This is a genomic window from Rhodococcus sp. NPDC076796, from assembly GCF_040702765.1.
Classification (GTDB): Bacteria; Actinomycetota; Actinomycetes; order Mycobacteriales; family Mycobacteriaceae; genus Rhodococcoides.
On record NZ_JBFBMS010000005.1, the window covers coordinates 1 to 22970 of the forward strand.

24 protein-coding genes are annotated in these 22970 nt (G+C 64.0%); 20 read left to right on the forward strand and 4 right to left on the reverse strand.

Annotated features, from left to right (window positions below):
* A partial coding sequence (locus AB0366_RS17020; protein WP_366245183.1) for an MFS transporter occupies positions 1-629 on the reverse strand: 629 nt, incomplete at its 3' end.
* Between the two features lie 186 nt (positions 630-815).
* Here AB0366_RS17020 and AB0366_RS17025 point away from each other — a divergent pair.
* The 4 genes from AB0366_RS17025 to AB0366_RS17040 all read left to right on the forward strand — a co-directional run bounded on the left by AB0366_RS17025 (position 816) and on the right by AB0366_RS17040 (position 4042).
* The gene (locus AB0366_RS17025) at positions 816-1520 is read left to right on the forward strand and encodes a TetR/AcrR family transcriptional regulator (RefSeq protein ID WP_366244965.1); all 705 of its coding nucleotides are present in this window, start codon (positions 816-818) and stop codon (positions 1518-1520) included.
* A gap of 344 nt (positions 1521-1864) precedes the next feature.
* On the forward strand, positions 1865-3103 hold the full coding sequence (locus tag AB0366_RS17030) for an SDR family oxidoreductase (protein WP_027498234.1): 1239 nt from the start codon (positions 1865-1867) through the stop codon (positions 3101-3103).
* Position 3104: 1 nt separating this feature from the next.
* Positions 3105-3302, forward strand: coding sequence for a hypothetical protein (locus tag AB0366_RS17035; protein WP_027498233.1), 198 nt, complete (start codon positions 3105-3107; stop codon positions 3300-3302).
* A complete protein-coding gene (locus AB0366_RS17040; RefSeq protein WP_027498232.1) occupies positions 3302-4042 on the forward strand; it encodes a phosphatidylserine decarboxylase in 741 nt (246 codons plus the stop codon). Before AB0366_RS17035 ends, AB0366_RS17040 begins: the two co-directional genes overlap by 1 nt.
* An 86-nt stretch (positions 4043-4128) precedes the next feature.
* Here AB0366_RS17040 and AB0366_RS17045 read toward each other — a convergent pair whose 3' ends face one another.
* Positions 4129-4686 carry a hypothetical protein gene (locus AB0366_RS17045; protein WP_228139273.1) on the reverse strand — a complete coding sequence of 186 codons (558 nt, stop codon included), beginning with the start codon at positions 4684-4686 and terminating at the stop codon, positions 4129-4131.
* A gap of 1 nt (position 4687) precedes the next feature.
* Here AB0366_RS17045 and AB0366_RS17050 point away from each other — a divergent pair, with 1 nt between their 5' ends.
* The gene (locus AB0366_RS17050; RefSeq protein WP_027498230.1) at positions 4688-5188 is read left to right on the forward strand and encodes a hypothetical protein; all 501 of its coding nucleotides are present in this window, start codon (positions 4688-4690) and stop codon (positions 5186-5188) included.
* The gene (locus tag AB0366_RS17055) at positions 5189-7408 is read left to right on the forward strand and encodes an MMPL family transporter (protein WP_032375379.1); all 2220 of its coding nucleotides are present in this window, start codon (positions 5189-5191) and stop codon (positions 7406-7408) included.
* On the opposite strand, the gene AB0366_RS17060 is transcribed toward AB0366_RS17055, so the two are convergent.
* The gene (locus AB0366_RS17060) at positions 7390-8106 is read right to left on the reverse strand and encodes a hypothetical protein (RefSeq protein ID WP_027498229.1); all 717 of its coding nucleotides are present in this window, start codon (positions 8104-8106) and stop codon (positions 7390-7392) included. The genes AB0366_RS17055 and AB0366_RS17060 overlap by 19 nt on opposite strands.
* Complete coding sequence (locus AB0366_RS17065) at positions 8103-8636, reverse strand: sigma-70 family RNA polymerase sigma factor (protein ID WP_045840763.1); 534 nt, start codon at positions 8634-8636, stop codon at positions 8103-8105. Before AB0366_RS17065 ends, AB0366_RS17060 begins: the two co-directional genes overlap by 4 nt.
* A gap of 144 nt (positions 8637-8780) precedes the next feature.
* Here AB0366_RS17065 and AB0366_RS17070 point away from each other — a divergent pair, with 144 nt between their 5' ends.
* The 14 genes from AB0366_RS17070 (at position 8781) to AB0366_RS17135 (ending at position 22931) form a co-directional block, all read left to right on the forward strand.
* Entirely contained in the window at positions 8781-9557 is a 777-nt protein-coding gene (locus AB0366_RS17070) for a CHRD domain-containing protein (RefSeq protein ID WP_027498227.1), read from the forward strand.
* A 155-nt stretch (positions 9558-9712) separates the two neighbouring features.
* Positions 9713-10189 carry a class F sortase gene (locus AB0366_RS17075; protein WP_228139272.1) on the forward strand — a complete coding sequence of 159 codons (477 nt, stop codon included), beginning with the start codon at positions 9713-9715 and terminating at the stop codon, positions 10187-10189.
* Between the two features lie 328 nt (positions 10190-10517).
* Positions 10518-11099 (forward strand): 50S ribosomal protein L10, encoded by a 582-nt coding sequence (gene rplJ, locus AB0366_RS17080; RefSeq protein ID WP_008713855.1) that lies wholly within the window; start codon positions 10518-10520, stop codon positions 11097-11099.
* Positions 11100-11189: 90 nt separating this feature from the next.
* Positions 11190-11576, forward strand: coding sequence for a 50S ribosomal protein L7/L12 (gene rplL, locus AB0366_RS17085; protein WP_008713856.1), 387 nt, complete (start codon positions 11190-11192; stop codon positions 11574-11576).
* A gap of 443 nt (positions 11577-12019) precedes the next feature.
* Positions 12020-13195, forward strand: a complete 1176-nt coding sequence (locus AB0366_RS17090; protein WP_094718929.1) for an ABC transporter ATP-binding protein — start codon at positions 12020-12022, stop codon at positions 13193-13195.
* Between the two features lie 5 nt (positions 13196-13200).
* On the forward strand, positions 13201-13995 hold the full coding sequence (locus AB0366_RS17095) for an ABC transporter permease (RefSeq protein ID WP_027498224.1): 795 nt from the start codon (positions 13201-13203) through the stop codon (positions 13993-13995).
* A 5-nt stretch (positions 13996-14000) separates the two neighbouring features.
* Positions 14001-14861, forward strand: a complete 861-nt coding sequence (locus AB0366_RS17100) for an ABC transporter permease (RefSeq protein WP_027498223.1) — start codon at positions 14001-14003, stop codon at positions 14859-14861.
* Positions 14858-16213 (forward strand): MCE family protein, encoded by a 1356-nt coding sequence (locus tag AB0366_RS17105; RefSeq protein ID WP_008713865.1) that lies wholly within the window; start codon positions 14858-14860, stop codon positions 16211-16213. Before AB0366_RS17100 ends, AB0366_RS17105 begins: the two co-directional genes overlap by 4 nt.
* Positions 16210-17277 carry an MlaD family protein gene (locus AB0366_RS17110; RefSeq protein ID WP_027498222.1) on the forward strand — a complete coding sequence of 356 codons (1068 nt, stop codon included), beginning with the start codon at positions 16210-16212 and terminating at the stop codon, positions 17275-17277. Before AB0366_RS17105 ends, AB0366_RS17110 begins: the two co-directional genes overlap by 4 nt.
* Positions 17274-18272: an MCE family protein gene (locus AB0366_RS17115; protein ID WP_008713869.1), complete on the forward strand. Its 999-nt coding sequence runs from the start codon at positions 17274-17276 to the stop codon at positions 18270-18272. The genes AB0366_RS17110 and AB0366_RS17115 overlap by 4 nt, the downstream gene beginning before the upstream one ends.
* Complete coding sequence (locus tag AB0366_RS17120) at positions 18272-19555, forward strand: MCE family protein (protein WP_027498221.1); 1284 nt, start codon at positions 18272-18274, stop codon at positions 19553-19555. The genes AB0366_RS17115 and AB0366_RS17120 overlap by 1 nt, the downstream gene beginning before the upstream one ends.
* A gap of 29 nt (positions 19556-19584) precedes the next feature.
* Positions 19585-20853 carry an MCE family protein gene (locus AB0366_RS17125; protein WP_027498220.1) on the forward strand — a complete coding sequence of 423 codons (1269 nt, stop codon included), beginning with the start codon at positions 19585-19587 and terminating at the stop codon, positions 20851-20853.
* Positions 20850-22097: an MCE family protein gene (locus tag AB0366_RS17130; RefSeq protein ID WP_027498219.1), complete on the forward strand. Its 1248-nt coding sequence runs from the start codon at positions 20850-20852 to the stop codon at positions 22095-22097. The genes AB0366_RS17125 and AB0366_RS17130 overlap by 4 nt, the downstream gene beginning before the upstream one ends.
* An 84-nt stretch (positions 22098-22181) precedes the next feature.
* Positions 22182-22931: a hypothetical protein gene (locus AB0366_RS17135; RefSeq protein ID WP_027498218.1), complete on the forward strand. Its 750-nt coding sequence runs from the start codon at positions 22182-22184 to the stop codon at positions 22929-22931.
* Positions 22932-22970 lie beyond the last annotated feature (39 nt).

Here is a 22970-nt window from a genome sequence, read left to right on the forward strand (position 1 = left end):
CGGGCCGGAACCTCGATCACAGCGAAGACGATCGCCCCGACCGCGACAACTACGGTCACCGCGCCCACCCAATCGACCGGTGGATGCTCCTGCTGGCGGGACTCCGCGATACTGCATGCCAACCCGGCCAGAACCGCTCCGGCGACGGTCAACCCGACGAACACCGAGGTCCACGACCACTGTTCGAGCAGCACACCAGCCCCGAGGATGCCCAGGACCGCCCCGGATCCAGCAACCCCGGCCCACACACCTACAGCGCGGCCGCGATGCGCCGGTGGAAATCCCGCGGTCAGTATCGACAGCGTCGAGGGCATGACCAGCGCCGCACCCGCCCCAGCCAACGCGCGAGCAGCGATCAGCCACGCCGGGTCGGCGAGAAACAAGGGCAAGGCCGACGCGAAAGCGAACAACGCCAACCCCGCCACGAGCACCCCGCGGCGACCGTACCGGTCACCGATCGCACCGGCAGGCAGAACGAAGCACGCCAATACCAGCGTATAACCGTCGACTATCCAGGTCAGTTGAGCTTGCGTCGCCCCTGTCGCGACCGCGATCTGTGGCAACGCTGAATACAATGCCGCCATTGCGGCCACCACCAACGCGACTGCCATGCACGACACAATCAACATCCACCACTGGGCACCGCTCCATCGAGCGACGCTGGCAGAGTCGGATCTACGTTCGTTCAACGGCCAGCCTCCCAGTTCGAGACTGATCGTCTCGGTGCGAGACTATTAGTATCATAACTTTGCGGGTGTGACAGAATGGTCAAGCGAGGACATGTTTTGTCAGTCAAAATGGAGCGGAGCCCGTTCATGGTCGACCCTCTCGTTGCAGCCGAGGGCCCGGCCGACCCCCGGCTGGCGCGCTCACGTAACCGGTTGCTCGAAGCGGCGGGCCAGCTGCTGTCCACCGGCGGTGTCGAGGCGGTCACCGTGGAGGCGGTCACCCGCATGTCGAAGGTTGCACGTGCCACTCTGTACCGCCACTTCGGAAGTACCACTGACCTGCTCGCTGCAACCTTCGAGCGACTACTACCCCCAGTCGACACCGATATCGATACCGGTCCGCTACGTGAACGTCTGATTTCGTTGCTCACCACCCAAGCCGACCTCATCGACCAAGCTCCGGTGCAGATGACCACGCTGGCCTGGCTGGCAATGGGACCCGTCAACAGCGGCGACGCCAGCCGGCGCGATCTCGATCCTGGCGCGGTGGTCTCGCTTCGGGCCCGTGTCATAGAGCAATACCGCAAGTCCCTGGATCAGATCCTGACGGCCCCTGACGCCCGCGCTGTACTCGGCGAGATCGACACCACCTTCGCCCTCATTCAGCTCCTCGGACCGATAGTGTTCGCTCGCCTCACAGGACTGCGCCACATCCACGCCGACGACTGCATCCAAATCGTCGACAACTTTCTCGCCGCCCATGCCGCAAGTGTCCGATCGAGCACTTCGCGCGACCACAGCCGTCCACGGCCGGCCGCGACGCTAGACCCGCAGCTCACCGACGGCCAATAAAACTTGATGCGAAATTTCACCATCAATGCGCTATCCAGTCAGGGATCGCAGCGCTCACTGGATACGGCCGGACGTGTGCTCGAGAACTCGGAGTTGCACTGCAGTGCACTTCTGACATCGTGCAGCCGTCTTCTGAAACTGACACGAGGAACGCGAATCGGTCGTAATCTGCTCCAATAATCCGCCCGTTCGACTGTGTTCTGTTGGGAACCCTCTCAACAAAAGTTGAGCAACGCTATGGGGCGTACCAGACTTTCCCGGTCACCCGATCTCGAGCCCTCGAAATTGCTACGTTCTGCCGGTCCGAAGTGACATGGGACACCGATCGTTGCAGGGGAGCGAGAATGCACGTAGAAGCACTGTTCGGAGATGGTTCGTTGCGTCCGGTCTGGCCGCACGCGGATGCACTGATCACCAGCGAATGCACGGGGCTTCGCTTCGCCGGCAAGTACGCCGACGTCGTCGCTCTGAGCAACGGTGATCCGACCGCGTTGCGGCCGTTCGTCGACGAGGACACCCGACGCCGGGTGGCGAGCATGGCACCGCCGCGCACCGACACGGCGCTGGTGTTCGGAGCCAACGGATTCCTCGGCGCGCACCTGATCGGCCGACTCACTCGTGATTCCGCCGTCGAGGTCGTCTATGCGATGGTGCGCCCCACCGAGGAGGAGACGGCGTTCGAGCGCCTGCAGCGCACCTTCGACCAGTACGAGATCGAGGTCGACGCCGACAAGATTCGCATCGTCGAGGGCACTCCCACGACGTTCCGGTTCGGCCTCGACAAGGCCGCCTACTACGACCTGGCTGCCGGAGTGGGGCAGATCTTCAACTGCGCCAGCTCCACCGATTACACCGAGAGCTATGCCGAACTGCGCGACGACTGGTTCGTCAGCGTGCTGCGGATCCTGGAATTCAGCATCACCTCCGCCCGTAAGCACCTGACGTACGTGGGCAGCATCGGTGCCCACCTCTATCAGAAGCCCGAGGACTTCCGTCGTCCCGACTCGTGGTGGTACTCCGGATACGCGCAGATGAAGTGGGTCAACGCAACTCTGCTCGGATGGCTGTCGATGTCGGACACCTACTCCGTCACTCTGTGCGAGGCTCCGTACATCCTCGGCAGCACGGAGCTCGGCCGAGATCCCGGTCGCGTGTACAGCTTCTGGCGCATCATCGAACTGGCGATCGCAGCCGGTGCCATCTGGGACGGCCCGGGCATGAACTACGTCCCGGTCGACGTGATGTGCGACGTCATGGCGAGCAACTCGTTGCGCAGTCATCCTCTGACGAGGCTGTTGCCGAGCAATCCCACCGGATACGGGCACGACCTCTACGCCGAGCTGCTCGGGCTCGATCTGGTGAGCTGGGAGGAGTTCAAGGAGCGTGTCAGCGTGCGTATCTCTCCTCGTTTCGCCGAGACGATGCTGGCCGACAACATCGACCAGCTCATGCGCCTGGTGCACAAGCCCGAGGCGATACTCCCACTCGACCACGACATCTCGTGGTGCGACCACCGCCGACTGTTCGAGCTCTATTTCGAGAAAGCACAGCTCAAGACGCTCACGCCCGCCGCCGTCAACTGACGTGGCAGACGGATTCGAGCCCACCTCGGTGCGCCTACGGGACGTACCCATCGGCCGCGAGGTGACCAACGGCGTTCTCTCGCTCGGCTTCTACGTGGTGTGTGGGCTGATCGGACTGCTGCCCGGCCCGGTGCGGAACTGGGCAGCGGATGCCTTCGTGACCTGGTCGGAGAGCGTCGACGAACAGCGGCACAGCTGATGTCGTGGTGTCGGTGGGCCCTCGGCCTCGCTGCGGTGCCGGCGGCTCTCTTCGCGTTGTTCGTGTACTGGCGGACCCGGTTCTTCTTCCGCGATCCGCACCGCGAACCGCCGGCCGATCCGCGGGCGGTGCTCGCTCCGGCGGACGGGTTCGTCACGTACGTCAAGCGTGTGGAGGCGGGCAGTGCCGCGTTCGCCGTCAAGAAGGGGCGGACGATCGTCCTCGACGAGATCGCTGGGGTCGCCTCGACCGACAGCGGCTACCTGATCGGGATCTACATGTCCGAATACTCGGTGCACCGCAACCGAATTCCGGTATCGGGCACCATCGGTATGCGTCGTCATCGGTCCGCGGCACCGTTCAACAAGTCGATGGCCAGAGTCGGTGCGAACCTGTTGACCCGGCGCACTCCCTACGACGAGGGCTGCGACTACCTGCTCACCAACGAGCGGCTCACCATCTCGATCGAGCACGAGTCCGGTGCCGTGGTGACGGTGACGCAGATTGCCGATCTCTGGGTCGATCGCATCGTCGCGCACGTCGCCGTCGGTGACACCGTCGAGCGCGGCGAGCAGTACGGAATGATCCGCTTCGGTTCTCAGTGCGACGTGTTCGTGCCCGACGCACTCGTCGACGAGATCACTGTCCGGCCAGGCAATTACGTGTTCGCCGGCGAGACGACGGTGGTGCGTTCACCGATCCTCGTCGACGGCAGACAACCGAGCGAAGAGGAACGATGATCACGATCGAAGAGGTCGACGGCAAAGCCGGTTGGCGTGAATTCGAGTCCGTCTCGGACCTGGTCTACCAGGGCGATCCGTACCGCCTACCCGACGAGTCGATGGACCTGGGCCGAATTCTCATCGCACCGCCGCCCTCGGTTGCCGCCACCCGCGTCACGAAAGCATTTCTGGCTCGCGAGAACGGGATTGCCGTCGGTCGCGTCGTGGCCATCCACGATCTGTCGTTCACCGAGTACACGGGGGAGCCGATCGGCTTCTTCGGCTTCTACGAGGCGGTCGACGATCACGACGTCGCCGAAGCGCTGCTCGACGCTGCGGCGCACTGGCTTTCGGCGCGCGGACTCGCGACGATTTCCGGGCCCTTCGGTCCGTCGATGTTCTACAGCGCAGGCATCGTCGTCGACGAGGTCCCGGCGCTGCCCCTGGTGGGGATGCCGCACAATCCGCTCTACTACGCGGCCCACTTCGAGAAGTGGGGTCTGATGGCGGTCAAGGACTTCTACAGTTACCTTTTCGACGACCCGTGCATCATCTACAACGACCCCAAATACGCGCGGCACATGCAGATCTTCGAGAAGATCAAGGCGCGATCCGAGGTGACGTTCCGGTCGATGAAATACCGGACGTTGCGACGCGCGCATCGTGCGGGATCTCTACAACAAGACGTTCGTGAACTTCTGGGGCTTCTCGCCGCTGTCCTACACGGAACTGTTCGAGTTGCTGAAGATGATGCTTCCGGTCATCGATCGTCGGCTCACCCTGCTGGCCGAACTCGACGGCAAGCCCGTCGGCTTTCTGATGGGAATCCCGGACGTCAATCAGGCCGCCGCGAAGGCGTCGCACCTGAAGTCGCGCTGGGCACGAGACCTGGTGACGCTGTGGCACGTCAAGCGTCCGGGTCGCACGGAGGTCATCGACGGAGTGCGGGTGGACATGCTGTTCGTCGATCCGGATTGCCCCGATCGAGCCGTGTCCTCTCTGCTGATCATGGAGATGTCGGTGCGTATGCGCGATCTCGGGTTCACGCGCGTCGAAGCGGCTCCCGTGCTCGACGACAGTCCGTGGATGAAGGGCTCGGTCCTGTCCCGGACGAAACTCGCTCCGCACCGCACGTACCGCATCTTCAGCCGGGAGTTGACGTAGATGACCGACACGATCTCGCGAATCGACCCGCAGGTGAGCTGCGGAAACATCGGCGACCGGTGGGGTCGACTGGTCGCGCGGCGACGCTGGGTGGTGCTGGCGATCTGGACGCTGCTGGCGGTGGGATCCGCGATTCTGTACCCAGCGCTGCAGAACTCCCTGGTGGGGGCCAACTTCTCCGTTCCCGGAACCGAATCCAGCCGCGCCGACCAACTGGTCGAGCAGCATTTCGCGTCCTTCGGCTCGGAACAGCTCGTCGTCACGTTCACCTCGGATTCGGTGGACAGCCGGAACCCGGCCTTTCGCGCACGGGTGGCCGAGGTCGCCTCGTCACTGAGGCAGTCACCGGACGTACTGCGTGTCGTCGACCCCTACGAGAGCGCAGGATTCGTCCCGACGATCTCCGACGACGGGACCTCGGCGCTCGCATTCGTCGGCATCGGCGGAGAGGCCAGCGATCGGATCGCAGTGGCCGAACGCGTGCAGGAGATGATCGGCGGTGCGTCCGGTGATGGCGTCGAGGTGGCGGTGACGGGCTACTCGCCGATGACCGTCGATCTCACCCGCGTCGAATCCGAGGACGCCGTGCGGGCCGAGAGCATCGGTCTGCCCATCGCTTTCGTGGTGCTGGTTCTGGCGCTGGGTTCCGTGGTCGCGGGCATCGTGCCGCTGGTCACCACCGGAATCGGAGTGCTGGCGGCGTTCGGCATGTTCGCGTTGCTGTCCAACGTGATGACCTTCGATGTTCTCGTCACCACGGTGGCGGCGATGTTCGGTCTGGGTCTGGGAATCGACTACGCACTCTTCATCGTCAGTCGGTTCCGGGAGGAGATCGGGCGGGCCGGACCCGGTGAAGATTCGGACAGGACCGAGCGCGCGGTGGGGGCGGCCATGGGCACCGCCGGACACATCATCGTCATCTCCGGTCTGGTCGTGTTGATCGCACTCGGAGCCCTCGCGATCGTCGATGTCCCTGCGGTGCAGAGCATCTCGTTGGTCGTCGCGCTCACCATCGCCACCGTCGTCGTGGTCGCGTGGACCCTGCTGCCGGCACTTCTCGCGGTGCTGGGAACGCGCATCGGGGCCTGGTCGCTGCCGCGACGATTCCAACCTCCCTCGGTCGACGAGCACGACGCCGCAGTTCCCACGTGGTGGTCGCGGTGGGCGCAGCACGTCATCGAGCGCCCCTGGCGTTACACGGTCGCATCCGCCGCCGTCCTCATCGTCTGCCTGGTTCCCATCGGTTCGATCTCGTACGGGGTCGATCTCGGTGCCGAGGCGCTGAGCGCGGAACCGTCCGGACGAGCCAACACGGTCCTGACCGAGAAGTTCGCGCCCGGCACCATCTCGCCCATCACCATCGTGTTCACCGGCGAGGACGACAGTCCATTGGGACCGCAGCAGATCGCCACGGTCGACGCGTTCGCGAACTCCGTGCGCGGAGACGATCGCGTCGCCTACGCGTTGGCGCAACCCGAGGGCGGCCGGTCGTTGCTGATCGTGGTCCCGTCGGTCCCGATCGACTCGACGGAGGCCGCCGACCTCGTCGAAACCCTGCGTTCTCAGGCAGTTCTCGCCGGTGACGTGGACGGCACCAGCGTGTCCGTGGGCGGTACCACCGCGCTGGTGGTCGACGCATCCGAGGAGATCTCCGGCAAGTTCGTCTGGGTCGTCGCCGCGGTACTGGCCTTTTCTCTCTGTTACTTGGCCGTCGTGTTTCGCAGCGTGGTGATCCCGCTCAAGGCCGTCGCCATGAACCTGCTGGTCACCGGGGCAGCGCTGGGTGCCACCGTCGCCGTCTTCCAATGGGGTTGGGGTTCGAGCATTCTCGGCTTCGAGAGCCCGGGTTACATCCAGGTGTATCTACCGGTGACGGTGTTCGCCGTGGTCTTCGGTCTGTCGATGGACTACGAGGTGTTCCTCATCGGCCGTATGCGAGAAGTGTTCGTGCGGGAAGCGAGCAACGACGTCGCCGTCGTCGACGGCATCGAACACACCGCCAGGCCGATCACCGCCGCCGCCGCAATCATGATCGCCGTGTTCGCCAGCTTCCTCACCGCAGACGTGCTCGAGCTCAAACAGTTCGGCTTCGCTCTTGCCATCGCGGTGCTGTTCGACGCCGTGCTGGTGCGCATGATGCTGGTGCCGGCGATGATGAAGCTCTTCGGCGAGCGCAACTGGTGGCCCGGTACGCGGAATCGTCAGGTGGTCGGCAACTGAGCCGACGCCAGCAGCGAGCCGTCCGCGCCGCGGATCTCGATCTCGGTGACGTCGCCGCGAAGTACCGCCGCGTTCATGCGGCATTCGATGGTGACGTCGCTACCGAGAAACGTGCCGGACGGGAGTTCGGTGCCCCACCGATCGACGAGGACGACCTCGTACGGGCCTCGATCGGACACGCCGTCCATGTCGAGGAACGTCTCGGTGCCCCACGTGTGCGCAACGAGGCCGCCCTCGATGTCCACGCTCGGCATGCTCGTGGTGAAAGCGACCTGCTCGTAGGCACCCAGGGTTCCCGGAGGTCCGGTGATCGCGGCCGGTGGATCCTCGGGTTGCGGTCGAGAGGCGTCGATACCGAGCACGACGCCGCTGCCGACGACCAGCCCCGCGATCGCGGCGGCGGCCGCCAGGCCGGCCGATCTGCGCGGTCCACGTGTCCGCTGGGGTGGCCACGCAGAGCCGGGTGACGTACCCAGAACTCGGGCGCGGAGGTCGGGTGACGTCGATGCTTCGAGCCACGGTTCGGTCGGACCGCGACGACCGAGAGTCCCGGTCAGCGCGCGCAGTTCGGCGATGTCCCTGTCGACGGTGGGATCGGATGCTGCGAGCTCGCGTAGCTCGGCGGCCTCGGTGTCGTCGAGGTCGTCGCCGACGGCAGCGGCGATCAGTTCGGCTCGGCGATCGTCTCGGGCGTTCATGCTTCCTCCTGTCCGTCGAGATGGTCTCGCAGCGCCCTCAGTGCGTAGAAGGCGCGAGTGCGCAATGTTCGTACGGCAACGCCCGTCGACTCGGACAGTTCCGCATAGGTGGTTCCCGCCAGGTGCACCGCAACGACGACCTGCCGATGATCGGGAGAGAGAAGGGCGAGCGCGGCGATGATGCGCAGTCGCTCGTCCACGTCGGGACTGGTGTCACGCGAGATCGCGACCGATCGTCGGTCGAGGTCCTCGATCCTTTCCGACGCCGGCTTCGGCATTCTGCTCAGAGACCGTTGGACGTCGACGATCACATTGCGCTCGATGGCGAACAGCCAGGTACGCAGCGCTCCTCGGCTGGGCTCGAATCGGGACCGGGCCCGCCATGCGCGAAGGAACGTCTCCTGGACGCAGTCCTCGGCAAGCGCTCGGTCGCGCAGTGCGTTGACGGCGAAACCGAGCATGGCCGACGCATGCTCGTCGTACGCGGCAGCGACGTCGAAGTGCAGTTCGATCACGCTCCCGATGCTCATGACAGTGACTACGTCGACGGACCCCCGGACGTTCATATCCGAGACTGGAGTATTTCTTTACCGAATTTTGAACATCGTGGCATCGACCGTCGTACACCTCTGCACGGGCTCGCCTGCCCGATACTCCCACGGAAGGCCCACGAGATGACCAGACGCTCGATCACCCGCCCGACCATGTCCGTCCGCGGCACCGCCACCGCAGTCGTCGGCGGCACGGCCGCTGCACTGATGCTGTTCACCGCGGCCCCGGCCGGTGCCGATACCCCCGTTGCCGAACCGGACTCGTTCACCAGCGCGTTCACCGCGATGGCAACTCCCGACCAGGTGGTGAACGGCGACGGTGTCGCCACTCCGGGCCAGCCGGGCGCGACGGGCACGTTCACGCTGCGCATCAATTCCGATCTCGACATCGTCTGCTACGACATCGCGCTCGACGGCGTCACCGGCGATTACATGAGCCCGGCCAAGACCGCCACGCACATTCACGAGGCGGCGGCGGGTGCTGCGGGACCTCCGCGTCTGGCGTTCCCGAACCCGACGCCGATCGGTGACGGCCCACGTTCGAGCACCGGCTGCATGCAGGGACCGTTCACCACCGGCCTGACGCCGGCCGGTGCCGACGCCGACAGTGGAACCGGATTCACGCTGGACCAGATCGAAGCAAATCCGGCGGGCTTCGCGGCCGACACCCACACCGTCGACTTCGTGGCCGGAGCGGTACGCGGACAGCTGACGCAGATTCCGGTCGGCTCCGTCGCCACCGGAGGTGGCGGTTCGGCTCTGGCCGCGGCGTCCGATTCGGCCTCCAGTAATGCGGTGCCCGTCGTCGGCGCGGTTGCCCTCGGCGCAGTAGTCCTGGGTGCAACGGCGATCGCGGGAGTGACGTTGGTTGCTCGCCGCAGCGGAACGGCACGCAGCTGAGATCTCGGCTCCTGGTTGCTGTTACGGCAGTGGTGGTGGTGACGGGCTGTACGTCCGCACCGCCGCCATCTGCCGCACCATCACCACCTGCCGCACCAACACCTACCTCGGTACCACCTGCCGCACCAGCGACCGAGTCCTCGACCGCTGGAGATTTGCCGGGACCGGGCCCGACGGCGGATTTCGCGGCGCAGGCACCGACCCGGCTCAGCGTCGAGGCCATCGACCTCGACGAGCCGTTGATCGGCCTGGGTCTCACCGAGAACGGCGAGATGGAGGTGCCGAGCGACTACGACGACGTCGGGTGGTTCACCGGCGGCGGCAGACCGGGCGTGATCGGTAGTCCTACCGTGCTGGCCGGGCACGTGGATTCCACGACCGGTCCCGCAGTGTTCGATCGGTTGTCGGAGCTTCGACCGGGAGATGTCGTGACGGTGGGGGACGGGACGGGTGGTCGAGTCGACTACCGCATCGATCGGGTCGGCGACTACGGCAAAGTGGAGTTCCCGACGGTGCAGGTCTTCGGGGCGGTGCCCACCGACGAGATCAGGCTGATCACGTGCTCGGGCGACTTCGACGCCTCGGTGGGCAGTTACGAGCGCAACCTCGTCGTCTACGGAGTGCGGCAATAGCCCAGCGTTTTGGAGTTGACGCGGAGTATGTTGTAACCTGAACAACGGTTCGGATCACGAGTGCTCGCACTCCGGTCCAGACCGCCCAATCAAGTTCTACCCAAGACCGTTGGTCACCGCCTTCTCGAAGGATTCACTTCCGGGAGTTGCGCGGTTGAAGGTCCGAGATCGTGTCGGACGGCCCACGCAGGAGAACGAGGTAGGGAACCTGTCTGCAGTCCTCGCGACTGCCTGCTCGTTCACGCCCCGTGTGCTTCTTGCGCCGGGGCGTTCGTCGTTTTCCGGCCCTCTCGCGATCGACACAACTTCCCACGAGAGGAGGCGAAGTATGGCAAAGCCCGAAAAGGTCTCAGCAGTATCGGAGATCACCGAACAGTTCAAGGGTTCGACGGCTGCCGTCGTCACGGAATACCGTGGCCTGTCGGTGTCCGGTCTGACTCAGCTCCGGCGTGCGCTCGGCGAAGGTGCCACGTACTCCGTCGCCAAGAACACCCTGGTCAAGCGCGCAGCGGCCGAGGCAGGTATTACCGGCCTCGACGAGTTGTTCGTCGGACCGACCGCCATTGCATTCATCAAGGGCGAGCCGGTCGACGCAGCGAAGGCCATCAAGGCCTTCGCGAAGGACAACAAGGCCTTGATCGTCAAGGGCGGCTACATGGACGGCGCAACGCTGTCCGTGGAAGAGATCAACAAGATCGCAGACCTCGAGTCGCGCGAAATCCTGTTGGCCAAGCTCGCCGGCGCCATGAAGGGCAACTTGTCGAAGGCTGCAGGCCTGTTCAACGCTCCCGCATCGCAGTTCGCGCGTCTGGCGTTCGCGTTGCAGGAGAAGAAGGCTGCCGGCGCACCCGCCGCAGCCGAGGCACCTGCAGAAACAGAAGCACCGGCGGAAGCTCCCGCCGAAAGCTGATCCGCTGGTATTGGCGTACAGCTCAGCTCCACACCATCAACACCATGCCGCGGATCAGCGGTTAGGTACTTACAGGAAGGACCCGCCACCATGGCGAAGCTCAGCACCGAAGAATTGCTCGACCAGTTCAAGGAGCTCACTCTCCTCGAGCTCAGCGAGTTCGTGAAGGCATTCGAGGAGACCTTCGAGGTCACCGCAGCTGCCCCCGTCGCCGTTGCTGCTGCAGGCGGCGGCGCAGCCCCCGCCGAGGCTGCTGAAGAGCAGGACGAGTTCGACGTCGTCCTCGAGTCGGCCGGCGACAAGAAGATCCAGGTCATCAAGGTCGTCCGTGAGGTCGTTTCCGGCCTGGGCCTGAAGGAAGCCAAGGATCTCGTCGAGAGCGCTCCGAAGGCAATTCTGGAGAAGGTTGCCAAGGACGCAGCCGACGCCGCCAAGGAGAAGCTGGAAGCTGCCGGCGCGAAGATCTCCGTCAAGTAGGACCGCTTCGTTGCAGTCGTGCTTCGTGCTCTGAACGCACGAGCGCAAGAAGGGCCGTTCCCACCTCGGTGGGGACGGCCCTTCTTCTGTTCTCGGACACCGCACGGGGTGCACTGTTGTGATCGATCACGGACTCCTGCAAATCGCGTGACACCGGCCTTGTGCCCCTGTTTACTCGGTTTCGCCGAAGTCCAAAGCATTCCGAAGGGTTTCGGCGGTCATTGTTTGTGGCGTGTCACAGCTTTGTGACGCAGGGACTTGTCACAGTTCTGGCGAGTCGCCGACCGTGTCGCGTGAGATGAGCCACACTGATGCAAGCTCTACAGCCTGACTCGGGGAAGTTCTTACTGGGCGGTAAGCTCCCGTGTCGGTGCGGACACGTGCATGGGATACAGTGACACAACCCACATCCGGGTCGATGTGTACGAATTGTGGAGGTCAGCGTGGGAGTCGAGGTTTCGGTCGAGGGATTGACCAAGTCTTTCGGGGTACAGAAGATCTGGCAGGACGTGACGTTGACCCTGCCGAAGGGTGAGGTCAGTGCGCTCCTCGGTCCTTCCGGTACCGGCAAGTCGGTCTTCCTGAAGTCCTTGATCGGCCTCCTGCGTCCCGAACAGGGCAAGATATTCATCGACGGAACCGACATCCTGCAGTGCTCCTCCCGTGAGCTCTACGAGATCAGGAAGCTCTTCGGGGTGCTGTTCCAGGACGGCGCACTGTTCGGCTCGATGAACCTCTACGACAATGTCGCGTTCCCGCTCCGCGAGCACACGAAGAAGTCCGAGTCCGACATCCGCAAGATCGTCATGGAGAAGTTGGAACTGACGGGTCTGCTCGGTGCCGAGGACAAGCTGCCCGGCGAGATCTCCGGCGGTATGCGTAAGCGCGCCGGTCTCGCCCGCGCTCTGGTTCTCGATCCCGAGATCATCCTGGTCGACGAGCCGGACTCCGGCCTCGATCCCGTTCGCACTACGTACATCTCGCAGACCCTGATCGACATCAACGCCGAGATCGACGCCACGATCCTGATCGTGTCGCACAACATCAACCTCGCTCGGACGGTGCCCGACAACATCGGCATGCTCTTCCGTCGCCAGCTGGTCATGTTCGGCCCCCGCGAGGTGCTCCTGACGAGCGACGAGCCGGTAGTCAAGCAGTTCCTCAACGGAACGATGATCGGTCCGATCGGCATGTCGGAGGAGAAGGACGAGGCGCAGATGGCGCAGGAGCAGGCCATGGTCGACGCCGGCCACCACGCCGGCGGCGTCGACGACGTCGAAGGCATCGTGCCGCAGATGAAGGCCACTCCCGGAACTCCGGTGCGCGAAGCCGTCGGGCGTAGGCAGGAGCGCGTCCGCCAGATCATGCACACCCTGCCGCACAATGCCCAGGTTGCGATCCAGGAAAGCCTCGACACCACCGACCCGGGTCAGCGTTACCCCGCGTATGCAGACCAGCAGCAGGGTTACGACCAGCAGGGATACGACCACCAGGGTTACGACCACCAGGGTTACGACCACCAGGGTTACGACCAGCAGGGTTACGACCAGCAGAGTTACAGCGGGCAAGGTCATGATCAGCAGGGCTACCAAGCTCCAACACAAGGTCGGGGTCAATAGCAGACATGGGGGGATCGAAGAAGTCCACGTTCGCTCCGGCGAGCGCCGCTCTGACACAAGCCGGCAATATCGTCGAACTGTTCGTCGAGGTGGTTCGCAACACCTTCCGTAGGCCGTTCCAGTTCCGCGAGTTCATCGAGCAGGCCTGGTTCATCGCCAGCGTCACGATTCTGCCGACGGCGCTCGTCGCCATTCCGTTCGGCGCGGTCGTGGCGCTGCAGACCGGATCGCTCATCAAGCAGCTCGGTGCCGAGTCGTTCACGGGTGCGGCCAGCGTGCTCGCGGTCATCCAGCAGGGCAGTCCGATCGTGACCGCACTGCTGGTGGCCGGCGCTGCCGGTTCTGCTGTGACTGCAGACCTCGGCTCGCGCACCATCCGCGAGGAGATCGACGCCATGCGAGTGCTGGGTATCGACCCGGTACATCGTCTCGTCGTTCCCCGAGTGCTCGCGATGATCCTCGTCGCACTTTTGCTCAACGGCCTGGTCTCGGTCGTCGGCATCGCCGGCGGTTACTTCTTCAACGTGATCCTTCAGGGCGGCACCCCCGGTGCATATCTGGCGTCGTTCTCGTTTTTGGCCCAGCTGCCGGATCTGTATGTCGCCGAGGCGAAAGCAGCAATCTTCGGACTCATCGCGGGCATCATCGCCTCCTACAAGGGCCTCAATCCCAACCCCGGACCCAAGGGCGTCGGCGAGGCAGTGAACCAGACGGTTGTCATCACGTTCCTGCTGCTCTTCTTCGCCAACCTCATCCTGACCCTGGTCTATCTCCAGGTCGTCCCAGCGAAGGGAGCGTAACCGCGATGACGATCGCAAGAGGTCGCGGTGACCGCACGCTGATGCGCGTCAAGCGCGTCGGCAACGCCCCGCTCAACGTGCTCGACCGCGCAGGCGAGCAAATGTCGTTCTACCTGCGGGCCATCGGGTGGATTCCCAAGACCGCAGTGCATTACAAGAAGGAGGTGCTCCGCCTGCTGGCGGAGGTCACCTTCGGCAGCGGTGCGCTCGCCGTCATCGGTGGGACCATCGGCGTGATCGTGATGATGTCCGGCTTCACCGGCATCGTCGTCGGTCTACAGGGCTATGCAGCCCTCGAACAGCTCGGTAGCTCCGTGCTCACCGGATTCCTGTCCGCGTACGTCAACACCCGTGAGATCGCGCCGATTGTCGCAGGACTGGCACTCTCGGCCACCGTCGGCTGTGGTTTCACCGCCCAGCTCGGTGCCATGCGAATCTCCGAGGAGATCGACGCGCTCGAGGTGATGGCCGTACCCAGCGTGCCGTTCCTCGTGACCACCCGCATGATCGCAGGCTTCGTGGCCGTCATCCCGCTGTACATCGTCGGGCTGTTGGCGTCGTACGTCGCATCCCGAGGGATCAGCACCATTTTCAACGGGCAGTCCACGGGGTCCTACGACCACTACTTCAACCTCTTCCTACCTCCGGAAGACGTGTTGTATTCGTTCTTGAAGGTGCTGATATTCGCCTTCGTCCTGATCATGATCCACTGCTATTACGGCTACCACGCCTCTGGCGGACCTGCCGGTGTCGGCGTCGCAGTGGGCCGTGCCGTTCGTACCGCGATCGTCACGATCGCCGTACTGGACTTCTTCTTGAGCCTCGCCATCTGGGGCACGACCACCACAGTGAGGGTTGCGGGATGATCGACTCGCCGTCGCGACTGAAGCGAGTACTCCTCGGTTTGGCGTTCTTCCTGGTGCTCATCCTGTTCCTGGGGTGGAGCATCACGTCCTACAACAAGACGTTCAAAGATGTGGTGAAAGTCAGCCTCGAAACCGACTCGGTCGGCAACGCGCTGCCGATGAACGCGGATGTCAAGGTGCGCGGAATGATCGTCGGCGAGGTGCGCTCGGCGTCCACCGTCGACGGCGTCGTGACCTCGCAGCTCGCCATCGATCCGGACAAGGCACCGCTGATTCCGTCGAACGTGACGGCACGGTTGCTTCCCAAGACACTGTTCGGTGAGCGCTACGTCTCGTTGATCGTGCCCGAGAACGATGCGGCGTCGCCGATCTCCGAGGGCACGGTCCTCAAACAGGACACCAGCGGAAACGCCATCGAGGTCGGGCAGTTGCTCGACGGCTTGCTTCCACTGCTGCAGGCGATTCCGCCACAGGATCTGGCGAACACCCTCGGGTCGTTGGCGCAGGGCCTCAGCGGGCGCGGTGAGCAACTGGGCCAGACCATCGACAACCTGACGAACATCGTGTCGGGTCTGAACACGGAGTTGCCGAACATCCAGCAGACGTTGGTCGGGCTGGCCGACTTCTCGCAGACCTACGCAGACGCGGCACCGGACTTGGTCTCGGCGCTGGACAACTTGCGGACGACGGGCAACACCGTGGTCGAGCGGCAGTCCAGCCTCGACACGCTGTACGGCTCCCTGACCTCGGCGTCGTACACCACTGCGGACTTTCTACAGACCAACTCCGAGAACCTGATCGGATTGGCCGCGAACTCTCGGGAAGCGCTCGAGCTGCTGGCCGAGTTCTCCCCGACGTTCGGCTGCACGTTCACTTATTTCGCCGAAGGTGCCAGGCGCGGAAAAGTCGTACTCGGTGAGGGCGACGAGTACCCCGGCATCAACGTCTCCGCACCGTTCGTCAACCCGAAGGGTCGTTACTTGCCGAACCAGGACGAGCCGCGCTTGTTCGACGATCGCGGAGCCACCTGTTTCGAGCCCGCGGCGCCGGGGGAGTTCTTCCCGCAGTATCCGGGAGGCTCGATCAACGACGGTTCCTACCAGGTGCCGACCCGGAACCCGGGCCCGCAGGTGATCGAAGGACAGGGACCACCGAAGTCTGCCCAGAGTTCCATCGTTCCCGCCGTCTCCGCATCCGCGCAGCCGGCGAGCTACGAGGGCTCCGACTTCGAGCGCGACACTCTGGCCGTGATCTACGGACAGGCGAGTGGTGTTGCACCGGACAGTATTCCGTCGTGGGCGGCCGCTATCGGCGCACCGGCACTGAGAGGAGTGGAGGTGACCGTGCCATGAGAGGCCTTCTCGCGCCGATCATCAAGTTGGTCGTGTTCGCCGTGATTACGATCATTGCTACGGCCACCCTTGCCTTCACCATCGCCAATTCCAGCGGCGGCGGCGGCACCAAGTTCTCGGCTGTGTTCACGGACGTCACGTCTCTCAACGAGGGCGACGAGATTCGTATCGCGGGCGTTCGTGTCGGCCAGGTCGACAAGATCGAGATCGCCAACGAGCGCGAAGCCAAGGTGGACTTCACTCTGAGCAGTCGTGATTGGCTCCCGGCCAGTTCGACGGCGACCATCCGATTCCGGAACCTGGTGGGCCAGCGCTACATCGCCATCGAGCAGGGTTCGGGAGATCAGGGTCGGAAGATCACCGACGGTGCCACCATTCCGTTGGAGCGGACCAAGCCTGCGGTGAACCTGACCACGCTCTTCGACGGCTTCCGCCCGCTGTTCACCACGCTCAGCTCCGATGACGTCAACAAGCTGTCGTACCAGATCATTCAGGTGTTCCAGGGGGAGTCGGGCACCATCAACGAACTGGTCACCAATACGGCGACCCTGACCAACACCGTCGCCGACAAGGATCAGGTCATCGGGCAGGTCATCACCAATCTGAACAACGTGTTGGAGACGGTGAACCAGAACGACGGGCAGCTCGACAGCCTGATCGTCAACACGCAGCAGCTCGTCTCGGGCCTGTCGGCCGACCGTGGTGTCGTCGGCTCCGCCGTGACGTCGCTCGCCGGCCTGACCAACGCGACCGCCGACCTGCTCGAGCCGACCAGGCCGTCGATCCAGGGTTCGGTGACTGCGTTGAACACGTTGGCCGAGACAGTCAACCGACGAAGCGACGACGTGGACACGGTCCTCGGAATTCTGCCCGTCAAACTCGAGAAGCTCATTCGCACGGCCCAGCAGGGATCCTGGTTCACCTTCTATCTGTGCGGTATCGACATCGTCGCCGGACCGGGTAGTTCGCCGAATCTGAATCTGCCGACCGGGCTGCCGACCGTCAACCAGCCGCTGTACACGAACTCCGCAGCGCGTTGCAAAGCTGGGGGGATCAAGCAATGAAATCTCGTCGTAGTCCGGCCACCATCGGTGCGCTAGGTATCGCAATCATCCTGCTCGCCACGATGTCGGTCTTCTTTCTCGACCGGCTCCCGATCATCGGTGCGGGTTCGGTGTACACCGCCGAGTTCAGCGAGGCAGCAGGGCTCAAGCCGCCCAACGAGGTCCGTATCGCGGGCGTGAAGGTCGGCAAGGTCACCGATGTGCGTCTCGACGGCGACCGGGTGCTCGTGGACTTCACGGTCAAGGACGCCTGGGTCGGCAACGAGTCGCGAGCGGCCATCGCCATCAAGACTGTGCTGGGGCAGAAATATCTGGCGCTCGACCCGAGCGGTCCGGAGACGTTGAGCCCCAAGGACCCGATTCCGCTCGAGCGCACCACGTCCCCGTACGACGTGATCGACGCGTTCTCCGCTGCGGCCTCGACCATCAGCGACATCGACACCGATCAGCTGGCGACGAGCATGCGGACCCTGTCCGAGGCGTTCTCCGAGACGCCTGCGAACATCCGTGCCTCGCTCGACGGTGTGACTCGGTTATCGCAGACCGTGGCCAGCCGTGACGAGGAACTGAAGAAGCTGTTCGAGGCCACCGGCGAGACCTCGAAGGTGCTGGCCGACCGCAACGAGCAGTTCAACCAACTGATCACCGACGCGGGCCCGCTTCTCGAAGAGCTCAACAATCGGCAGCAGGCCATCTCGCAGCTGCTCACCGGCACTCAGCGAGTGTCGCAAGAGCTGACCGGCCTGGTTCGCGACAACGAGGCCACCATCAACCCGATGTTGCAGCAGCTCAACGGCACCATCGAGATCCTGCAGCGCAACAACGACAACCTCGACCGTGCGCTGAAGCTGTACGAACCGTTCATTCGGCTGTACACGAATCTGACCGGCAACGGCCGGTGGATAGACATCACGCTGGCAAACCTCACACCGCCCGGAGTTCCGTTGATACCTGGTTACCGCCAGCCCTCGCTCGATACGTTGGCGGGGAACTGATGACAGACACGCAGACAGCACCGAGAAGCAAGAACAAGCTCGCGCTGATCGCCGTCGTCGTGACCGTGGCGCTCGTCCTCGCGGTCGCCGGCTGGTGGCTGTTCACCAGGGCCGGAACGACCAAGATCACCGCCTACTTCGACAAGTCGATCGGCATCTATTCCGGCTCGGAGGTGCGCGTGCTTGGCGTCAAGGTCGGTACGGTCGACTCCGTGACGCCGCAAGGCGAAGACGTGGAGGTCGTCCTCCGCGTCGACCGTGGGGTCGACATTCCTGTGGACGCAAAGGCCGTGCAGGTCACCCCGTCGCTCGTCGCCGACCGCTACGTCCAGGTTTCACCCGCCTACACCGGCGGCGACACCATGGCCGACGGCGCGACGATCGGTCGCGATCGCACCGCAACACCCGTCGAGGTCGACGAGCTGTACAAGTCCATCGACGACCTGTCCACCGCCCTCGGTCCGGACGGCGCGAACAAGGACGGCGCTCTCACAGATCTGGTCAACACCGGTGCAGCCAACCTCGACGGCAACGGTGAAGCGTTGGGCAACAGCATCACCCAGCTCTCGGCCGCCGGTCGAACGTTGAGTGACTCGCGCACCGACGTGTTCGACACGATCAAGAACCTGCAGACGTTCGTCAGCGCCTTGGCCGTCAACGATCAGCAGGTACGCAACTTCAACACCCAGTTGGCCGACCTGACCGGTTTCCTGTCGGGGCAGCGAGAGGACCTCGGAGCTGCACTCCAACAGCTGTCGGTCTCGCTCGGCGACGTGGCGACGTTCGTCGCGGACAACCGGACCCAACTGACCGATGCCGCGAACGGTCTCACGGTTCCGACGCAGACACTCGCCGACAACCGCGAGCAGCTGGTGCAAACGCTCACGTTGCTGCCGCTGGCCATCAGCAACCTGGTAAACGCCTACGACGCCGAGTCGGGAACGCTCGCCACGCGCGCCAATCTCCAGAACGAGACCCAGGATCCGCTCGGCACCCTGTGTCAGCTCATCGATCTCGGAAAGCTGGTTCCCGGTGATCCGCGCTTCGAAGCACTCGGTGCGCAGATTCAGCCGATCATCGATCAGTGCTCCAACATCACCACGATGATCCAGGCCCCGATCAAAGACCAGAACCGGATCGTGCTGCCGTTCGGCGTTCTCACCAACGACATCGAGCAGAACGTGTCCGTGCCGGGCACCGTGCCTGGCGTCGTCTCGCCCAGGCTCGGAAACAGCTCGATGCCCGGACTGGAGCAGTCGTACATCGGAGGTGGGGGACAGTGAGAGCCTCTGTGAATCGGAATCGAGCTCGAGTGAAGCGTTCTTTGGTGGTCGGAGCCGGTGCGTGCGTGGTGGCGCTGTCGGCCGGAGCATGCTCGTCGGCCGGCATCTACGCGATACCGCTGCCCGGCGGTGCCGACGTCGGTGAGAACCCGTTGAACCTGACGGTGCAGTTCGACGACGTACTGGACCTCGTCCCGCAGTCGACCGTGAAGGTCGACGGCGTCTCGGTCGGCCGCGTCGACTCGATAACGGTCCCGAACGACGGCTGGACCGCCGACGTCAACGTCATCTTGAATTCCGACGTCGACCTTCCGGCCAACGCGATCGCATCGGTGCAACAGACCAACCTGTTGGGCGAGAAGTTCGTGCAGCTCTCGGCACCTCCTGGCGACGAGGAAGCAGCGCGTCTGCAGGACGGGGCCACGATCCCGCTCGATCGCACCCGCCATGCCACCGATATCGAACAGGTACTCGGTGCGCTCTCGCTGCTGCTCAACGGCGGCGGTGTCGGGCAGCTCTCGCCGATCGTCAAGGAACTGAGCACGGCGTTCGACGGTCGCGAAGGCAGAACCAAAGAGCTTCTGCAGCAAGCGAACACCCTCATCGACGGCCTCAACCAGCAGCGTGACGACATCACCCGCGCCATCGACGGGCTGGACACTCTCAGCGGCCGCGTCAACACGCAGACCGACAAGATCGACGCAGTGCTGAAGGATTTGCCGATCGCCACCGAGGTTCTCGAGCAGCAGCGCCCGCAGCTGACCGAGATGCTCGGAGCGCTCGACCGTCTCGGAGCCGTCGGCACCGACGTGATCGACCGTTCCAAGGACGATCTCATCGCGGACCTGCGGGCACTACGCCCCACGCTCCAGGCCCTGGCCGATTCGGCGGACGACGTGGTGAGCTCGCTCGCGGTGATCCCCACCCTGCCGTTCGCGGACGGCACCGAGAAAATCATCGAGGGCAACTCGGCGAACCTGTTCCTTTCGCTCGACCTGTCGATCGGAACTGCGTTGCGCAACTTCGGCGTCGGGGAGGGCGATCCGGTCTACATCCAGCCCAAGTACGGCAACACGCTGCCCGTCGTCGACCCGTCGAATCCGTACTACAACGGCAACGGACCGCGCCCGGGTTGGCCGACGATCTCGCTGCTGCCGTTGCCGCCGATCATCCCGTCACCGGTTCCCGGTCCGGGTGCACCTGCGAACGAGCAGGCAGCGGCGGCCGCCGCGCCCGCACCGGCCGATCCGTTCGCACCGTTGAACGATCTGCTCGAGCGATTCGGAGTTGGACAGTGAGATCGAGACTGGTTCGCATTCAATTGGTCCTCTTCGTCGTGGTCGCCGTACTGGGGTCGGTCTATGTCGGTGCCAAGTACGTGCGACTTGACAACATGCTCGGCTTCGGGCAGTACCAGGTCGATCTGAACCTCGCCGATTCCGGTGGCATCTTCTCCAACGCCGAGGTCACCTACCGAGGTGTCCCGGTGGGAACCGTCGGAGATCTGGAACTGACGGAAGACGGGATCCGAGTCGCGCTCATGCTCGACGACGGCGGCCCGGACATCCCTGCCGACACCAAGGCCGTCGTGGCCAACAGGTCGGCCATCGGTGAGCAGTACGTCGACCTGCAACCCGAGACCGACCAGGGCCCGTTCCTGGTCGACGGTTCGCAGATCGCGGAGGCCGACACCACCACACCCGTGCCGGTGGAACAGGTTCTCGCCAACACGAACACGCTGGTTCGGTCGGTACCGCTGGATACGTTGACGCGAGTCGTCAACGAGCTCGGTGTGGCGTTCGACGGAAAGGGCACGGATCTTGCGTCTCTCGTCGATTCGCTCGGGAACATCTCGGAGGCAGGCAACGAGGCGCTGCCGCAGACGCTCGCGCTGGTGCGCGACGCGGTGCCGGTGCTGAACACGCAGTCCGAGCAGTCGGATCTGATTCGGCAGTTCAGCACCAGCTTGGATGAGGTGACGGCTCAGTTGAAGTCCAGCGATCCGGACATCCGTCGCCTGATCGACACCGGCACAGCGGCGGGCGATCAGCTCGGTGGTCTCATCACCGATGCCGGTCCGGCTCTGACGACCGATATCAACAACCTGGCACTTGTTGCTGCGCAGGCCGAACCCCGGTACTTCGCGCTTCGTCCGTTCCTGACGTTCCTGCCTGCCCTCGGTGCCGGCATCTCCACCATCGTCCCGGACGACGGCACGATCCATCAGGGCCTGTTGCTCGAGACCAACAACCCGCCCCCGTGCACGGTGGGCTACGAGGGCAGCCAGGCGATCCTCGACGAGGAGAAGCGCAAGAACCCGAACTTCGATCCGACTCGGGAGAATTACCCGCTGAACCTCGACGCGAACTGCGCCACACCTCAGGGCAGCGTGACGGGCGTTCGTAGTGCGAACCGCATCGTGTTCGCCGATCCGGATGTGCCGCAGCCGTGGGACCTCAAGCCCAAGGTCGATCCCGAGAAGTTGAACCTCAACCCGATCGCCACCCAGTTGGCACCGCTGATCGGCGTCACGCCGAAGTAGTGAAATCGGAGAAACTGCTGCTCAGCACTATCGTCGGGCCGAGAGCGGTTCGGCCAGATATTACCGAGTAGTAGGGTGGAAAGTGTGAACTCGAGCACCGAAGCCCCGGAGTCCCCAGCGACTCCGGGGCAGAACAAGACAGCGAAGATTCTGCTTGCGGTCGTGACCGTGATCGCCGTGGTTGCGCTCGCAGCGGCAGTGTTCTTCGGTTACGGCTGGGGCAAGGCGTTGTTCAGCCAGAAGCCCATGGCGGACACCCGCGACGCGGCTCTCACCGGCGCTCAGCAAGCGGCCGTCAACCTCAACACGGTCGACGCGGCCACCATCGATCAGTCGTTCGACAACATGAAGTCGTCCATCACCGGCGACCTGATGCTCAACGACCTCGAGCAGACGCGGTCGGGCATTACCGACCAGGTTCGTCAGTCCGGTGCCAAGAGTGAGGCAGAGGTTCTGCACGCAGCGATCACCGAGCTCAGTACCGACGAGAACACCGCCGAGGCGCTCGTTGTCATCGCGACGACGACCACCTGGCCCGATCGCGTCGAGCGGAGCAAGCTGACGATGCGATTGGCCATGGAAGAGATCGACGGGGTGTGGAAGACCAACAAGGTCGACCCGATCGGTTCACGGATCTCGCTGGACAACCCGAACACCAACCCCGTCATCCCGACGGAGCCTGGTGCTACCGACCCGAATGCGGCAGACCCCAATGCTGCAGATCCGAATGCGGCAGACCCCAATGCTGCAGATCCGAATGCGGCAGACCCGAATGCGGGCACCCCCAGCGCGGAAGCAACGCCGGCTCCACAGCCGGATTCCGGCGGTAACTGACGTTGCCCGGCAGTGTCGTTTCCGTCTGTAGTGCAGTGA

What these genes read in the sequence shown, in the direction of transcription:
- AB0366_RS17115 (WP_008713869.1), top strand. Translation starts at nt 17,274, where the DNA reads ATGAAATCTCGTCGTAGTCCGGCCACCATCGGTGCGCTAGGTATCGCA.
- AB0366_RS17025 (WP_366244965.1), top strand. Translation starts at nt 816, where the DNA reads ATGGTCGACCCTCTCGTTGCAGCCGAGGGCCCGGCCGACCCCCGGCTG.
- AB0366_RS17070 (WP_027498227.1), top strand. Translation starts at nt 8,781, where the DNA reads ATGACCAGACGCTCGATCACCCGCCCGACCATGTCCGTCCGCGGCACC.
- rplJ (WP_008713855.1), top strand. Translation starts at nt 10,518, where the DNA reads ATGGCAAAGCCCGAAAAGGTCTCAGCAGTATCGGAGATCACCGAACAG.
- AB0366_RS17030 (WP_027498234.1), top strand. Translation starts at nt 1,865, where the DNA reads ATGCACGTAGAAGCACTGTTCGGAGATGGTTCGTTGCGTCCGGTCTGG.
- AB0366_RS17110 (WP_027498222.1), top strand. Translation starts at nt 16,210, where the DNA reads ATGAGAGGCCTTCTCGCGCCGATCATCAAGTTGGTCGTGTTCGCCGTG.
- AB0366_RS17065 (WP_045840763.1), bottom strand. Translation starts at nt 8,636, where the DNA reads ATGAGCATCGGGAGCGTGATCGAACTGCACTTCGACGTCGCTGCCGCG.
- AB0366_RS17105 (WP_008713865.1), top strand. Translation starts at nt 14,858, where the DNA reads ATGATCGACTCGCCGTCGCGACTGAAGCGAGTACTCCTCGGTTTGGCG.
- AB0366_RS17100 (WP_027498223.1), top strand. Translation starts at nt 14,001, where the DNA reads ATGACGATCGCAAGAGGTCGCGGTGACCGCACGCTGATGCGCGTCAAG.
- AB0366_RS17120 (WP_027498221.1), top strand. Translation starts at nt 18,272, where the DNA reads ATGACAGACACGCAGACAGCACCGAGAAGCAAGAACAAGCTCGCGCTG.
- AB0366_RS17045 (WP_228139273.1), bottom strand. Translation starts at nt 4,686, where the DNA reads ATGCGCGCGTCGCAACGTCCGGTATTTCATCGACCGGAACGTCACCTC.
- AB0366_RS17095 (WP_027498224.1), top strand. Translation starts at nt 13,201, where the DNA reads ATGGGGGGATCGAAGAAGTCCACGTTCGCTCCGGCGAGCGCCGCTCTG.
- AB0366_RS17060 (WP_027498229.1), bottom strand. Translation starts at nt 8,106, where the DNA reads ATGAACGCCCGAGACGATCGCCGAGCCGAACTGATCGCCGCTGCCGTC.
- AB0366_RS17040 (WP_027498232.1), top strand. Translation starts at nt 3,302, where the DNA reads ATGTCGTGGTGTCGGTGGGCCCTCGGCCTCGCTGCGGTGCCGGCGGCT.
- AB0366_RS17055 (WP_032375379.1), top strand. Translation starts at nt 5,189, where the DNA reads ATGACCGACACGATCTCGCGAATCGACCCGCAGGTGAGCTGCGGAAAC.
- rplL (WP_008713856.1), top strand. Translation starts at nt 11,190, where the DNA reads ATGGCGAAGCTCAGCACCGAAGAATTGCTCGACCAGTTCAAGGAGCTC.